This window comes from Pseudobacteriovorax antillogorgiicola (assembly GCF_900177345.1).
Lineage (GTDB): Bacteria > Bdellovibrionota_B > Oligoflexia > Oligoflexales > Oligoflexaceae > Pseudobacteriovorax > Pseudobacteriovorax antillogorgiicola.
The window spans coordinates 124,915-138,588 of sequence record NZ_FWZT01000009.1; the positions used below are offsets into that span (position 1 = coordinate 124,915).

14 protein-coding genes and 1 riboswitch are annotated in these 13,674 nt (G+C 45.9%); of the genes, 8 read left to right on the top strand and 6 right to left on the bottom strand.

Going from position 1 to position 13,674, the window contains the following annotated elements:
* Window positions 1-62: 62 nt before the first annotated feature.
* Together B9N89_RS13630 and B9N89_RS13635 are read right to left on the bottom strand one after the other, a co-directional pair.
* Window positions 63-1,025: a hypothetical protein gene (locus B9N89_RS13630; RefSeq protein ID WP_207912257.1), complete on the bottom strand. Its 963-nt coding sequence runs from the start codon at window positions 1,023-1,025 to the stop codon at window positions 63-65.
* Window positions 1,025-2,023: a TolB family protein gene (locus B9N89_RS13635; RefSeq protein ID WP_132319300.1), complete on the bottom strand. Its 999-nt coding sequence runs from the start codon at window positions 2,021-2,023 to the stop codon at window positions 1,025-1,027. Before B9N89_RS13635 ends, B9N89_RS13630 begins: the two co-directional genes overlap by 1 nt.
* A gap of 162 nt (window positions 2,024-2,185) precedes the next feature.
* Between B9N89_RS13635 and B9N89_RS13640 the strand changes: the two genes are divergently transcribed.
* Window positions 2,186-2,542 carry a hypothetical protein gene (locus B9N89_RS13640; RefSeq protein WP_132319298.1) on the top strand — a complete coding sequence of 119 codons (357 nt, stop codon included), beginning with the start codon at window positions 2,186-2,188 and terminating at the stop codon, window positions 2,540-2,542.
* 26 nt (window positions 2,543-2,568) lie between these two features.
* Here B9N89_RS13640 and B9N89_RS13645 read toward each other — a convergent pair whose 3' ends face one another.
* Window positions 2,569-3,114: a TlpA family protein disulfide reductase gene (locus B9N89_RS13645; RefSeq protein ID WP_132319296.1), complete on the bottom strand. Its 546-nt coding sequence runs from the start codon at window positions 3,112-3,114 to the stop codon at window positions 2,569-2,571.
* Window positions 3,115-3,169: 55 nt separating this feature from the next.
* Here B9N89_RS13645 and B9N89_RS13650 point away from each other — a divergent pair, with 55 nt between their 5' ends.
* Window positions 3,170-4,423 carry a TIGR04552 family protein gene (locus tag B9N89_RS13650; protein WP_132319294.1) on the top strand — a complete coding sequence of 418 codons (1,254 nt, stop codon included), beginning with the start codon at window positions 3,170-3,172 and terminating at the stop codon, window positions 4,421-4,423.
* A 20-nt stretch (window positions 4,424-4,443) separates the two neighbouring features.
* Window positions 4,444-5,187, top strand: coding sequence for a polyamine aminopropyltransferase (locus B9N89_RS13655; protein WP_132319292.1), 744 nt, complete (start codon window positions 4,444-4,446; stop codon window positions 5,185-5,187).
* Between the two features lie 3 nt (window positions 5,188-5,190).
* Here B9N89_RS13655 and B9N89_RS13660 read toward each other — a convergent pair whose 3' ends face one another.
* Window positions 5,191-5,703 carry a hypothetical protein gene (locus tag B9N89_RS13660; RefSeq protein ID WP_132319290.1) on the bottom strand — a complete coding sequence of 171 codons (513 nt, stop codon included), beginning with the start codon at window positions 5,701-5,703 and terminating at the stop codon, window positions 5,191-5,193.
* Between the two features lie 153 nt (window positions 5,704-5,856).
* On the opposite strand from B9N89_RS13660, the gene B9N89_RS13665 reads away from it, so the two are divergent.
* Window positions 5,857-6,807 carry an ATP-grasp domain-containing protein gene (locus B9N89_RS13665; protein WP_132319288.1) on the top strand — a complete coding sequence of 317 codons (951 nt, stop codon included), beginning with the start codon at window positions 5,857-5,859 and terminating at the stop codon, window positions 6,805-6,807.
* The gene (locus B9N89_RS13670) at window positions 6,804-7,832 is read left to right on the top strand and encodes an LLM class flavin-dependent oxidoreductase (RefSeq protein WP_132319286.1); all 1,029 of its coding nucleotides are present in this window, start codon (window positions 6,804-6,806) and stop codon (window positions 7,830-7,832) included. Before B9N89_RS13665 ends, B9N89_RS13670 begins: the two co-directional genes overlap by 4 nt.
* A gap of 22 nt (window positions 7,833-7,854) precedes the next feature.
* On the opposite strand, the gene B9N89_RS13675 is transcribed toward B9N89_RS13670, so the two are convergent.
* Together B9N89_RS13675 and B9N89_RS13680 are read right to left on the bottom strand one after the other, a co-directional pair.
* Window positions 7,855-9,870: a SpoIIE family protein phosphatase gene (locus B9N89_RS13675; RefSeq protein ID WP_132319284.1), complete on the bottom strand. Its 2,016-nt coding sequence runs from the start codon at window positions 9,868-9,870 to the stop codon at window positions 7,855-7,857.
* A 196-nt stretch (window positions 9,871-10,066) separates the two neighbouring features.
* Window positions 10,067-10,903 (bottom strand): endonuclease I family protein, encoded by an 837-nt coding sequence (locus B9N89_RS13680; protein WP_132319282.1) that lies wholly within the window; start codon window positions 10,901-10,903, stop codon window positions 10,067-10,069.
* A riboswitch (purine riboswitch) is annotated at window positions 10,895-10,990 on the bottom strand. Its footprint overlaps the gene before it by 9 nt.
* 192 nt (window positions 10,991-11,182) lie before the next feature.
* Between B9N89_RS13680 and ttcA the strand changes: the two genes are divergently transcribed.
* The 3 genes from ttcA to B9N89_RS13695 all read left to right on the top strand — a co-directional run bounded on the left by ttcA (window position 11,183) and on the right by B9N89_RS13695 (window position 13,623).
* On the top strand, window positions 11,183-11,938 hold the full coding sequence (gene ttcA / locus B9N89_RS13685) for a tRNA 2-thiocytidine(32) synthetase TtcA (protein ID WP_132319280.1): 756 nt from the start codon (window positions 11,183-11,185) through the stop codon (window positions 11,936-11,938).
* A 164-nt stretch (window positions 11,939-12,102) separates the two neighbouring features.
* Window positions 12,103-12,642, top strand: a complete 540-nt coding sequence (locus tag B9N89_RS13690) for a hypothetical protein (protein WP_132319278.1) — start codon at window positions 12,103-12,105, stop codon at window positions 12,640-12,642.
* A 282-nt stretch (window positions 12,643-12,924) separates the two neighbouring features.
* On the top strand, window positions 12,925-13,623 hold the full coding sequence (locus B9N89_RS13695) for an START domain-containing protein (protein WP_132319276.1): 699 nt from the start codon (window positions 12,925-12,927) through the stop codon (window positions 13,621-13,623).
* Window positions 13,624-13,674 lie beyond the last annotated feature (51 nt).

Here is a 13,674-nt window from a genome sequence, read left to right on the forward strand (position 1 = left end):
GTCTTCGCGCCACCTATCGGAAGGTTGCAAGGAATTCTTAACAGTCGATTTTCTTGGAACTATTACTTCTCTTGAGCGGGCTTCTTGGGGTATTCGGGAAGCTCGGATGAACAGGTCATGTGAGCGTATAATGCGTCATAGTTGTCGGTATTAAAGCACTCCACAACCCCGCTTTCTTCATCAAACCTAGCTCCTTTTAAGCGGTAGCGGCAGGTCCCGTTGAGCCCCAATGGGCCACCTACCTCCATCACGCGGCCTGAATTCATTTCGTAAGCTTCCCAGGGTTGAACGAGAAAGGTGTATTGCTTCTTTTCCTCTTCTTTGTATTTTCCAGATAGCTTGAGGGCCAGGATTGCATGTTTTCGCTTAACATCTTCCTGGGTAATAGTCGTTGAGGTACTGGCATCTTCAGCTTCAGCCTCGCCGTCCTTATTGGTGGTCATGACCCGAACAAATAGGTTCTTTTCTTCTTTTTTGCCCTCGACCAAGGTGTCTTGATCTGGCAACGGAATATACCATTTCCTGCCATCGAAAAATGTCAGAACTATCTTTCGCTGACCATGCTCGTGAGACGCTTCGCATGAATAGATAGGGCTGCGAATGTTCTCGGCGTTGTCGAACTTACCAAGAGGTATGAAGTTGGCAATGCGGTATGGTGTATGCCACCAAAGGGTGGTGCCGCCGTCGTTTTCCGATTGAAAGATCGTCCACGCAACTTTTCCAGATTTAGTAAGATCACGAATTTGAAAAGAAATCCGCTTAGGTTCACAGATCGTTTGATCAAGTTTGTCCTTAGCTCGCATAACTATAAAGCAGTGACCCTTGGGTGGGCGCACCCAGATATAGCCCTTGGTCCGCATTGGATCGTCCCGGTAACGAACCCGATCGACGTCATCAACACGGAGGAGAGGGCCACCAGGTGGTGGGTCAAAATACTTGGCTAGGATTTCAATCCGCTTCTCTTCGGGGGTATCCTCGGGAAAAAGTGGAGTTAAGATGAATGGAGCAGCTAGCAATAAGTTCATCAAAGCTTGAAACTTACCTCGTATATATCAGTTCCCGCAAAGTGCGTGTAGAGCACCGTCGACGACTTATCGAGCCAAACGGGATAGCGTTCATCGGTGCTTAGGGTTCTTGTTAAGAACCGTCCCACTCCATGTCGGTCGATCATTCGAATATCATGATCGATGATCTTATCTGCCAGAATTTGTGCGTGGGCATAAAGAATGTGTTCGCCATCCGGATGCCACTTCGGATCGAGTCCCCGGGCAATCATCCGCGGTGATTGCCCTTTGTCGCTTAGAAATATTTGCTCATGGATATCGGCCCAAAGGATGCTGTTTCCATCTGGGGATATATCGAATGAGTCTAGCTTATGCGGTGAATCATTGACCTTTCTCATGGTAATTCCATTATGGGTCACCCAGAGCACACTGCTGTTGGTCACCAACCAATACCCATCTTTCGACTTCATCGCCATTTGCCATTCAGCCAAGCGTTCGCCTGGATACTGAATTTGATGTCGCATTATACCTTCGCTGTGATAAAGGTAAAATCTGAAGTCGCGGGGATCAAAGCTCAGGGCACCGCTAGGGCCTGGTATTTTCTCAATTGTGATACTCTTTCGAAGTGGGACATCGAAGGCTTTCACCTCTGACATGACTTTATCTTCGATTTCATACATCTCCCGATAGAATAATCGGAAGCCGTTTGGCGCCCAGAAGTATGAGTAAGATACCTTTTGCAAAGTCACTCGCATCACATCCCTGGTTTTTAAATCCACAACTGTAATGCCGAAGCCATCGCGACTTGTAAAAGCCAGAAGGTTATTCTGCCTGTTGATCTTGGGCTTGTGAACTGATCCTGAGAACCGCAGAAATGGAGTTTTTTTAATATGCTTGGTCGCCGCCAAGCTATCGGCGACTTTCGGCCAAAGGCCTACGACGGCTAGGAATGTTAGAGCTTTAAAGATCCATCCCAAGTTTTTCAATATGCTCATGGTAACCTCAAGAGATTGATTCACAGCCTCATCCTATTATACTCTTGGGGAGAGAGAGGCGGCTAGGGAACGGGGTCGCCAAACCCTCTGAGACGACTGGATATTTTCTATTTCAGTAATAATGTCTAAAGTTTCTAGCTGCTTAGCCGATAAGGTCGGTGAATTTGGTGTAGAGGAGACCACCTGATGTACAAAATTATTTTAGCAATCATTTCCATGGCTTTTTCAAATCCCCTGATGGCTGCGAAATCAGAGGTGATGGACCCGCCGCAACATGAAAAATCTTGGCAAGATAAGCCGCTCTTAGCCCAGAAGGCTAAAAGCCGGAAAAAGATTCTTCAAGGGGTTGCCCGAGGAAAAGCTAGCTCCACGTCTATAGACTTCGATGCTGCTGCGATTGATGGGGAACGCCGCGCGCCTGTAGGTGTTGCCGTCGGTGGTAGCAAGTCGAACCAGGAATACGATCTTATCAACCTAAGATTGCGTTGGCACCCAGAGATGATCAAGTCGACTTCAAATCTGGAAACAGGCAAGGGTCGCTAACTCTTTGGCTAGCGATCCTACCCGTGCTAATTAGCGGTATGGTAATCCAAGAATTCGTCTAATTCTGCGAGTTGCTCCCGCTTCACACCAACGGCTCGCCACACAAGCCAGGTCTTCCGGTCACTGACATAGATGCTTGGGAGTTCCGGTTGGTGGAATGTTTTCATCAGCTCCACATTCGCTAGGAGCCCGTTACTGCCGATTTTATAGGTGCGACGAAAGCCTTCGGCATCGGCTTTAGTGTCATGAGCAAATACGTAGACGAACCTTGTGTGTCGCATTTCGAACTTCTTTTCCATAGCCTTGATATCTTGAATGAGAACCTGGCAAGGCAAGCACCACGATGCGATAAAAACTGCGACAACGGCCTTGCCACGGGTTGGCTTAACTGAGATGAAAGCGTCTCTTCCCACCGCTTGGCCGGCAATTGTGGGAAATTTTTTCCATGAGTGAACATATTCTGTCGTGATATTATTAGTTGTTGCTAGGCGTCTCATCTTATCGCTTCTCGTCTCTCCTGCTCCGATTAAAAAGGGGATTACAGCGATCCATGGGAAAAATTTTTTTATCATTCAAACCTCCATTCCTAACGAATCTATTTTAACATAGGCGGTTCTTTTCACGGTTATGGACGATACTGAAGCTCAAGAAATTAGAAAGCTCTGGGATTTTAATTGGGGTGTGATGGATGTTCTCATTGGAGGCAAGTCGTCTATTGATCTTGAGGATCTCAAGTTTCGCAACTGGAACGATGCAACTGAATTTTTGAAATACTACGGCTATGATCCAGACAGCCCCGTGGATGCTCGCAAAATGCACGCCGTTATAATTGAATCTTGGAATTTCATCGAACGATATCTGATTCCGAAAGAGTGGGAGAAAGGGGTTCAGCCGCCAGAGGACCTTCTCCATTCAGCCGACGTTCGGGATTTCATCATTGCAGCTTCCGATCGGCGGTCAGAAGCTGCATTGAAGCAAGCTTGGGCTTGCGCCGTTTTACGTATTATGCATACCATTGCGCATATTGATGGCGTTCAGAGATTTGCGGACTTTTCGATTGCAGCCGAGCAAATCATGCAACGCTTCCGTCAGTTCATATTTCGCGATGAGGATGGCAATTTGATGTTCGGTGAGCCAGGAGCATGCATTCCCTTATATAAAATCGAATGGAAATTGCAGAAGTCTAGGGAGTCTGTCATCTTAAAGCTCCTTCATAAGAAAGCAAATGTAGCGGAAACAATTTATGATCTCATCGGAGTGCGCATCATTCCTCGCGAGTTGAGTGATGTCCTGGTTGCTGTCAAATTTCTCCGAGACTATCATATGGTGACCTTTGCCAATTGCAACCCATCACGATCTAAGAATTCGCTTATTGATATCGAGACCTTCAAGCACAATGTTGAAACGCTCAGAATCATGTTGGATGATAACCGTATCTCGCAGCAAGAGTTTCTAAGCCTCTTAAAGGGTGTAACGAGGCCCTCGGATCGTATGACCGGCCAGGTAAACCCCCATTCTGGCAATAACTATCGCTCGATTCAATTAACGTGCAGACAACTCATTCGCTTCCCCCGGATGACGTCCTTATGGCAAGAAAAGCTCAAGGATTACTTAAAAAGCCATGAGATCAAACGAGAGTCTCTAGCAGTTCTCAATGATATTGCAAAACTCCTCGACTATGACAAAGTTCGTTCTCGAAAGTATCTTGGTTTTTTCCCATTCGAAATACAGATCTTCGATCAGGATACCTACAAGATGAACATGCTAGGAGAAGCTAATCATAATCGCTATAAACAGTCTCAGATTCGTTATGCGCGGCGCAGGGTTCTCGGTAAGGTTTTGACTTTTAAGCGAGATAGTTTAAAAAAGACCAGACGCTAACGGGATGAAAGGAGAATCAGATGGCCGTGATTTGGCAAAAGCAGACCTCTCACAAGCTCTATGAAGTGAGAACAGCGGGAGCCTCCAAGCGATTGTATACCAACGGGGTGCTGCATACCCAGTACAACCCCAAATCTTTAATGACGGGTAGCGTCTGGGATCTGCTCACCTTAGGAGGCTTTTTTGTACCTGAGGGGCGGCTTAGGCGCATTCTTGTACTGGGGGTTGGGGGCGGTGCAGCCCTTCACCAACTGAATCAACTTTTTTCTCCAGACGAAATTGTCGGAGTTGAGCTAAACCGCATTCATCTCACTATCGGCAGGCGATTCTTTGGTCTCAATCAAGCACCCTATCTTTTGGTGCAGGATGATGCTCAAGCATGGATCGAGAATTACAAGGGACAGCCTTTTGATCTCATTATCGATGATATGTTCGGAGAAAACTATGGCGAGCCGTTTCGAGTAGCAAAGGCTGATCAGCGATGGTTTGGCATTCTCATGGATCGTCTCTCACCAGAGGGTGCTCTAGTCCTAAACTTCGCTGAAACGGAAGACTTTAACAGCTGCGTAGCGACTCAAGGTCGTGTCCCAGGCTTAAACTCAGGCTTTCGTTTGAGCACGGGTAACTGTGAAAACATTGTAGGTATTTACAGCCGAACGTCGAGTTCAACTTCTGAGCTGAGAAAAAGACTTCGAGAGTTTCCTATGCTTGATACCCGTCGAGCAAGTTGCAAGCTGAAGTATAATATTCGTACCCTATATTAAGACTTACCATGCGATCTTGAATGAGTAACGATTAGGGTCCATATCGCCCACCATGCAGCCATTTTCAATTAGGACGTCCCGCAGATTCATCATCACGTCTCGCATGATCGAATCACCCTCTTCGAAGATGTAGTCGCGAGCATAGTCATAGTAATTGTCATACATATCATTCCTGAAGGGGCCTTGGGCCTCTACCTCTGCAATGATTTGCTGCACCCGCTGAAACGAAGGGTGTTCGATATCTTTTTTGTAGTGATTCATCAATTCGAACCAGGTGAGGTGCAAGAAGGCGGCTTGGATAGGGAACTGTGCGTGATAGTCGTAAATTTTATTGCCTGGAATGAGCAGGAGCCGATTATCGACCGCTAACTTACGATCTTTTGCCCGTTTTTCGAGCTGTTCTCCGATGTTATGGACCATGTTCATAAGGGCGTATTCTTCAACCTCTTCAAAAAGGGGCTCTCTGAGTTGTCGTAATTCTAAGAGGTTGTTATTTGGTTTCCGAGCGCTTGTCATTGAGGGTCTCCCATTCACTCTATGCTATCGTCTCATGTTTCACCAACTTGAGAAACGGCAGGACTTTCCTAGGGGAGGCTTGTCGCAGCCACTGATTGTATCCTTTCTAACTTGTGTGCTAGAGAAGATGATTCAAGTGATGGAGGTCTTATTATGAAACGTAGCAAACTTTATGTATTGTATGAAAATCCAGAATGGCTTGAGCCTTTAGAAAAGGCCTTGGGAGAACAGGGGCTTCAGTTTGAACCTTGGTTTGTTGATGAGTCGATGATTGATCTAGATCAGGAGCCACCGGAAGGAGTTTTCTGGAATCGCTTATCGGCATCATCAGCCAGCCGTGATCACCAGTATAGTCTAGAAAGCGGTCATCGTATCTTATCATGGCTGGAGCATTGGGGGCGTCGTGTTGTGAACGGTAGCGAGGTGGTTGCGCTTGAACGCAGCAAGTTTCTTCAACATCTTCAGTTCCACAGACATCAGATTCAAGCACCGCGATCCCACTTTATTGTTGGTGGTCGCGAGCAACTGGAGCAAGGACGGAGGAAAATGTCTTACCCCTTTATCTACAAGTATGATTGTGGTGGTAAGGGGCTCGGAGTGCAAAAGATTTCAAGCGACGAAGAATGGCAGCAGTTCTTGGATTTAGACTCTTGGCGCGCCGCTCCAGGAAACCGGCATATCATCCAGGATTATATCGTCCCGAAGGAGCCCTTCATCACCCGCTGTGAATTTATTGGCGGTCGCTTTCACTATGCAATAAAAGCTGATACAAGCCAGGGTTTCGAGCTATGCCCCGCCGATGGCTGTCACACAGATTCCTGCCAGCTTTCCGAAGATGATCCAAGTCGTCCGAAGTTTACTTTAAGGCGAGATGTGCCTCAGGATCTGATTGCTCAATACGAACGACTATTGGCAAGCGCAAATATTGAGGTTGCTGGGATTGAGTTTATCGAAAGCCATGATGGAAAGCTCTACAGCTATGATATCAATTGTAATACTAACTATGCTCCAGCTATAGAAACCAGCGGAGAGGTAACTCCCGGCTTCCATCGGATCGCAGCATTCCTTTCTGAATTGCTCATAGAAGGGGAGGAGGGGAAATGAAACTAGGAATTTGGCTACCGATTTTTGGTGGATGGCTTCGCAATCGTCCAGAAGAGGGCATGAGCAGCGACTTTAATTATTCCCGCCAGGTTGCTCAGAAAGCTGATCGACTTGGCTTCTCTACCATCTTGGTCGCGGAGCTAAACCTCAACGATATCAAAGGAGCTGGTGAACCAGTACTCGAAGCTTGGACCACAATTTCAGCTTTGGCTGCAGTTACTGACAATATTCGCCTTATGGCTGCTATTAGGCCTGGCTATCGGCTGCCCGCTATCGTTGCGAAGATGGCAGCGAATATTGATCAGATTTCTGGAGGGCGCTTTGAAATCAATCTTGTATCAGCCTGGTGGCGGCGTGAGATGGAGATGTACACAGGTTCATGGCTCGATCATAGTAGCCGCTATTCTCGGTCTTCAGAGTTTATTCAAATCCTCCAAGGGATGTGGAAGAACGGACCCGAAGGTTTTAGCTTATCCGGGGATTACTACCAGGTGAACGAAGCTATATTAAGCCCTAAGCCGGTTCAAGTACCAGGGATTCCGATCTTTGCGGGAGGAGAGTCTGATGCAGGCCGTAACATGATTGCTCAGTATTGCGATAGTTACTTGATGCATGGGGACGAGCCAGATCATATAGCTCGCAACATTGCTGACATGAATGAAAGGCGTGCGAAGTTCGGCGATAAGCCTCTGAGCTATGGAATGGCAGCTTATATGATATGCCGTGAAACCGAAGAGGAAGCAGAACGGGAACGAAAATCAATTACTGATGTTGATCAATCTCCTGAGGCTCGTCACAGCTATCAAGACTTTATCCAGCAAAGCCAACTTAAAACTAAGATTAGTATCGAGGACTATTCGGTTAGCAATCGAGGTTTAAGGCCCGGCTTAGTTGGAACGCCAGAACAGATTATCGAACGAATCAAAATCTATGAATCTCTTGGTCTTGATACCCTGCTAATCCAAGCGTCTCCTATGTTAGAAGAGTTGGATAGGATTGGAACGGCGATCATTCCACACGTATGAAATTGAAGTTTTCAGACTCCGTCTATGCAGATTGAATGGTGATCAGGGATTGATCATCTTCGATCTGTTCAATCTCGGAAATAGACTGTAGTTTCTCATTGATATATTCGATGTTTGGAAGGAAATTCCTATCGCGATCCAGGTTCCGCATGAATCGGCGAATGCTTCTTGAACCCTCGATATAGCCATCGGTAAAGGTGAATAATAATTGGTCGTGCTCTAGTTGAATTCTTTGGTGAACACTTTGGATCGTTTCGCTAATTCCTAAGGGACTACTGCGCATCATGATAAATTGCGTGCCTTTGGATTGGTAAAGAAACCAGCCAGGACTGCCGCAATTCACAAGATCAACTCGGCCATCGCGATGCACAGAAGCTGTCGCTACTGTCGTGGTAATGTGATAGTCGAAGAGTTCAATCAAGCGGTTGTTGATCAACTGTAAGGTGCTCATCATATCGAGATTTCGCTTCTCGCATTCTTTCAAGATGCTCATGATACTGGCTACGGGAATGGCAGCAGATGGCCCTTTTCCCATCACGTCACCGATAAAGAAGCGCTTCTCATCTTCGGACACATCCCAGATGTAGAACCAATCCCCAGCCATTTTTAAATGGGGCTGATAAAGCATCTGATAGATAATATTGTCGATTTTGCCTTTCATCTTTTTGGGGAGCAACAACTTTTGAACTGCTTTACCAAGGGCAAGGTAGCCTTCTAGTTTCGCAATTTTGTTCGCCTCTTCAAGACGAAGAGCTTTCTCGGAGTAGTAATTGCGTTCCATAGAAATGAGTTTAATTTCATCTTGGAGACGATTATGAGCAAAGTACACTAAGCCATTGATAAAGAATATGGATGAGGGTAGGAACCACTCTAACTGGATTGCATGATAGCTAAAAAGGTATATAGAAAGCCCAATATATAGGATTGGTGTTCCGATTAGGCCAAGCCAGAAGCCAGACACACTAGCATGAATCCCGAGGATCGTCCCAAAGATTGCCATTACAATAATAGCGATAGGAGTGATTTCCCAAGGGGTGATCCACTGGTTTTGATCGATATTTGAGATCATCGATGCAATGATCAAACCCCCAGGAATCTGTCCAAAAGGGCTGCCTTCGTGAAAGTCCGTATTCCCTGTAGCAAATGCAAGAAGTATCAGGACGATATCCCCTTCGTTAATCTGATCCTCAGGAACCCCATCGCGGGCCCGTTCAATGAGATAACGAAGGCTTTTGGTGCGATTATAGAAGTCTAAAGGTGGGCGATGATTGATGATCACGCGACCTGTTGCTGTTAGCGGGATATCTACGTCATTAATTGAAAGACTTTTCTTACCTATGAAAACGCTAGATGCACTATGTAGGCTGATGTGTGGAAGGACAGTGTCGGGGCTTAGCATATAAAATGGCGATATGGTGCCATCATCGTTGTAGGTGATGTGACCCTGGGCTTTAAATAAGCCGTCGTAGGCCTTCGAGTGCCCGTAAACATACCAATCTAACCGCTTATCAATGGGCAACTCCAAATCTAGGGGGTCCAGGCTTGGGTCGAGGTAGGTACTGAGTTGAAACGGGTCCGTGTCAATGTTGAGATCTTCCCGGAAGCGAATTTTGTGAGGCGTGATATAGCTACCAGTGATGACTTGAGGTGCTTTTTGTGGAATCTCTTGAAGAGGGCTTAAATTGCCCGTGGGGGTATCGGACAGCAAACCATCGATGATAATGGCTCTGGGCTTACTTTGGCTCATATTAGTCAAGAGTCGACTGAGGTCTTCCGGTGTGAGGCGGGGTCCGCCAAGAAATGAAAACGTTGAGTCGTCGAGGGCGAATATTTTTAAGCGATCGGTAATTTTTGGTGTTTGTCCTAAGTATTCTCGAACATTAAATAGGATGGGGTCCATAATTCTAGTTTTGACATAGATTTTTAGGGGACTGAAGTGGACGGTTAGAATGAGAATGGTGAGAAGAGTCGATCCACCATGGAAGAAATACCAGGACCGCCCGCTTACAAAGAACGAAGTTTTCTTGCGAATATCCATCTATGCCTCGATTATCTCAATACAGATTATCGTCCCATCCATGGCGAATCTGAGATAGGCATCGAAGGCGATGATTATGCTTTTGAATTCATTAGGGAAAATGTTCTCAGCCGGGCGCTGACCGAGACATTCGAGGGAGGCTCTTAAGCCAAGTAAGAAGATTTGCCAAGTCGGTGACTTGAAACCTAAACTCAGGCTAAAAATCGCTCACAAGATTGACCCACTCTGGGTGATCAATAAACGGATTTCGATTGCCTTGAATTTGGAATAGCCTATGGGCTCTCAACCTCTCTTCATCATCGACCACAAAATTTTTCGACCAGTGACGAAGAGTCTGTTCTTGAGAATAGTCAATTTTAAGATCATAAGTGATCGAAATATAGAACATGGCTCTGGCGACAACGCCCTTGTGAGAATCAGGTGGCTCAAACCCTCGGGAGCACACGCGCCAGTTGTCCCCATCGCCTCCGCAATCGGCAAATGGGAGGCTACCGCGGGTCGAATTTACGGTGCTCATTGTTGGAAACAGGTGCATAAGATCAGCTTTGCTTTCCCAGTATCGACTCCCCCGCTTGAGACCCGATTGAGGAAAGGTATGTTCAGTGTTTGCCAGGGTATGTTTAGGAACTCCCTGATGAGGCACCACCACTGTTTTTAATGAGTAGACGGTGCGCACCATTCGGGAGCCTTGTGACGTTTCAATCACATCGACTTCTTGAAACATAGCTTCCCGTGCCCGGTCATAGCTCATAAACCGAGCATTGAGTCGAGCGTACTCTTGTAAAATACTGCGGCAGTCGCCATAGCTGTGACAGCTCTTGATATCTTCGAACTGATATTCACTTTGATATTGCTGATAGTCTTTTGGAAGAGGGGAAGATTTGGCTAGAGACACGGATGAAAGCGAAGGAAGAAACATTGAGAGCACAAGAAGGGAGCGTAAACAAGGGGGATAAGAAAGCCAAGGAGACGTTTGCGTGAATGGCGTCGTCGCCTTTTTGAACCCCAATCTCATAATTTTGGCAATAGTCATCTCTTCTCCTGTAGTCAGGCATTAGGTGCCCGGTAGAGACGCTGAACCTGATTATCAGCTTATACAAGTCATAAAGATCGCTTCAATTTGCGCGGCGAAGTTAACAGCTCTTAAACTGTAATTCAAGATCTTAGTGGAATGAATTTATCTAATTTCATCTTTTGCCATCGACCTATCTCAGAAGCACCGATCAGTAAGGAACAGTCCTCTTTTCTCCGTTTCTGGATTCGTGATCCTATGTTATAAGTCTGCTGGCTTTGAGAAAAGGGAGTTTGGAACTTGCAATTAGCTGAAAAAATTAGAAAAAAGATCGTTTCGGGGCTTAGCGATTACAGTATGATCCAGCCGGGAGACCGCGTCATGGTTGCTGTTTCAGGCGGGAAAGACTCATCGATATTGTTGATGATGCTCCATGAGATCCAGAAACGCTCGAAGATTCCGTTTGAGATTCATGCTGTTCTTTTGGATCAAAAGCAGCCTGGTTTTAACTGCGAAAGATTCGCCTCTTGGCTAGAAAGCTTGGGTTATCAACTAACAGTTGTTGAGGAAGATACCTACTCGATCGTGACTGATAAAGTTGCTGAGGGTAAAGCCTTCTGTGGTCTTTGCTCTCGATTGCGTCGGGGTATCCTCTACAATTACGCTGCTGAACATGGTTTTAATAAGATTGCACTAGGTCATCATCGAGACGACTTGATCGAAACCGTGTTGCTGAACATGTTTTTCAACGGCCGGATTTCTTCTATGCCGCCAAAGCTAAAGTCAGACGACGGCCGAAACATCGTCATCAGGCCACTCGTTTATGTTCCAGAAAAAATGTTGATTGACTATGCAAAAGAACTGGACTTTCCGATTATTCCTTGTAACCTTTGCGGTTCTCAGGAAAATCTTCAGCGAGCGAAGGTCAAGGGCCTCCTGCGAAAGCTAGAAACAGATAATCCAGACATTGGATCTAGTATGTTGAAATCACTGCAAAATATTAGAGCTTCTCAGTTGATGGATCGTGATCTATGGAGCTTCGATAGCCTTTCCTAGTTTCAAAGTTAGCACTTTTGCAATAAGTGCTGGCCCTTTAAAAGCTATATTTATGCAATCTTTCATAAATATTAATCGATTTTATGAGGGGCATTGTTAGATAATCGTCGTAATCTAAGAGGCTAACCTCTAGCCACTCACACATCTCACTTAGGAAGACGACGATGATCCCTAAATTCATGTTCGCATTCATCGCTTGGAGTGCTGTGTCCAATGCCTATGGTCTCAGCTATCAGAAGGCCTATCAACTTGTTGTCGAGCAAGGGGAGTCTATGACTTTCTCTTCAAGCAACCACGGGGCTTTGTGTGAGCTACTCGCCGTAGAGAAGGTACAAGAACTCTACCCTTATGCTCAAGTTGAATCAGGGATCAAGTACGGACCTAGATTTGGCAACATTAAGGGCGAGCTTGATGTGGTGGTGTTCGAAGGTGGCCAAGCGTCTACTGTGATCGAAGTAAAGTGCTCTAAAAATTATTCCTCAGCTGCAAATAAGGCAAATTCTCAGTTGAATCGATTTAAATCTGTAGCTGGTGACTGTGACTACGACTATTGGTCCGAATGGGAAGATTATAGCTGCGAAGATTTCCAGGCTGCTGGAACGACCTTCACTAAGATGTCCTATGCTGATGCCTATCAGTTCGAAATGAGTTTCGATCTGACTCGATCAGATATCTTACGCTTGATCCAAGACCTCTCGTACTAAAACTTCGATTTTTCAAATCCGCGTTTAATATTATTAATCCAGGGATTGACTTCAAAAAACTGAAGTCGATTGAATACAAACACAATTGGGCCCCGCAGGCCCTATTGGTGCTACAGCTGGTCCAATTTAATATTTCGATGCTTGTCAACCCATTAAAGCACTCCTTCAATCAACTAAGACTATAATCTGACAGCCTATTGCTGCAATTCTTGGTTAATGTTTAAAAATTTTCGCTAGAATTCCGATAACCCAGAGGTTGTCCGCTTAACAAAGGGAGATCGTATGTTTTCATGGGCCTTGAGTGCCGTACTGCTCATTGTCGCTGGCTCTGCCCAAGCGCGTTACAATTGGAAAGCCAATCAATGGGAACAGGTGAAAGTTGAAGACGGTATCTCCGTCTATCGTAAAAGCTTCGAAGACTCAAATGTCAAAGGGGTTGCTGGAGCAGCTTTGATTGATGCGCCAGCCTCAAAGATAGTCTGGGTCCTGATGGATCACGAGCATAAAGACGATTGGGTTGATAAGTTTCGCGACGCCCGGACTATTGAGACTCCTAGCCGATTGACGAGTATCCAATATGCTGCGTTCAGTATGCCGTTTCCCGTTAGCGATCGGGACTTTGTCTATGCTTACGAGTTTCAATACCATAGTAATAGAAATATGATCGAGGTTGATGTGAAGTCGGTCGAGCATAAGTCTGCGCCTGAAGATGATTCGGTTGGTGTTCGAGGTGAAATCATCATGGGCAAGTACCGACTCTACCCCTCTAAAAATGGTAAACAGACCTACGTCGAGGTAGAATATCTAGCAGACCCTAAAGGGTTGTTGCCTTCATGGATTGTGAACATCGTCCAAAAGAACTGGCCCTATAAAACCATTAAAGGGCTACGCAAGCAAGTGCAGAAGTCCTTTGTTGGACACCATGATATCGTCACTCGTGGCTTGGGTGTGCAGGCACTTGGGCTTCGCCAAAAGAAGTGATCCCACTTATATTATAATTATCACTAAGGTGCCTGGGTTAAAACCCAGGCT

Coding starts and splice junctions, on each gene's coding strand:
- B9N89_RS13630 (WP_207912257.1), bottom strand. CDS start 1,025: ATGAACTTATTGCTAGCTGCTCCATTCATCTTAACTCCACTTTTTCCC.
- B9N89_RS13640 (WP_132319298.1), top strand. CDS start 2,186: ATGTACAAAATTATTTTAGCAATCATTTCCATGGCTTTTTCAAATCCC.
- B9N89_RS13645 (WP_132319296.1), bottom strand. CDS start 3,114: ATGATAAAAAAATTTTTCCCATGGATCGCTGTAATCCCCTTTTTAATC.
- B9N89_RS13650 (WP_132319294.1), top strand. CDS start 3,170: ATGGACGATACTGAAGCTCAAGAAATTAGAAAGCTCTGGGATTTTAAT.
- B9N89_RS13655 (WP_132319292.1), top strand. CDS start 4,444: ATGGCCGTGATTTGGCAAAAGCAGACCTCTCACAAGCTCTATGAAGTG.
- B9N89_RS13660 (WP_132319290.1), bottom strand. CDS start 5,703: ATGACAAGCGCTCGGAAACCAAATAACAACCTCTTAGAATTACGACAA.
- B9N89_RS13665 (WP_132319288.1), top strand. CDS start 5,857: ATGAAACGTAGCAAACTTTATGTATTGTATGAAAATCCAGAATGGCTT.
- B9N89_RS13670 (WP_132319286.1), top strand. CDS start 6,804: ATGAAACTAGGAATTTGGCTACCGATTTTTGGTGGATGGCTTCGCAAT.
- B9N89_RS13675 (WP_132319284.1), bottom strand. CDS start 9,870: ATGGATATTCGCAAGAAAACTTCGTTCTTTGTAAGCGGGCGGTCCTGG.
- B9N89_RS13680 (WP_132319282.1), bottom strand. CDS start 10,903: ATGACTATTGCCAAAATTATGAGATTGGGGTTCAAAAAGGCGACGACG.
- B9N89_RS13690 (WP_132319278.1), top strand. CDS start 12,103: ATGATCCCTAAATTCATGTTCGCATTCATCGCTTGGAGTGCTGTGTCC.
- B9N89_RS13695 (WP_132319276.1), top strand. CDS start 12,925: ATGTTTTCATGGGCCTTGAGTGCCGTACTGCTCATTGTCGCTGGCTCT.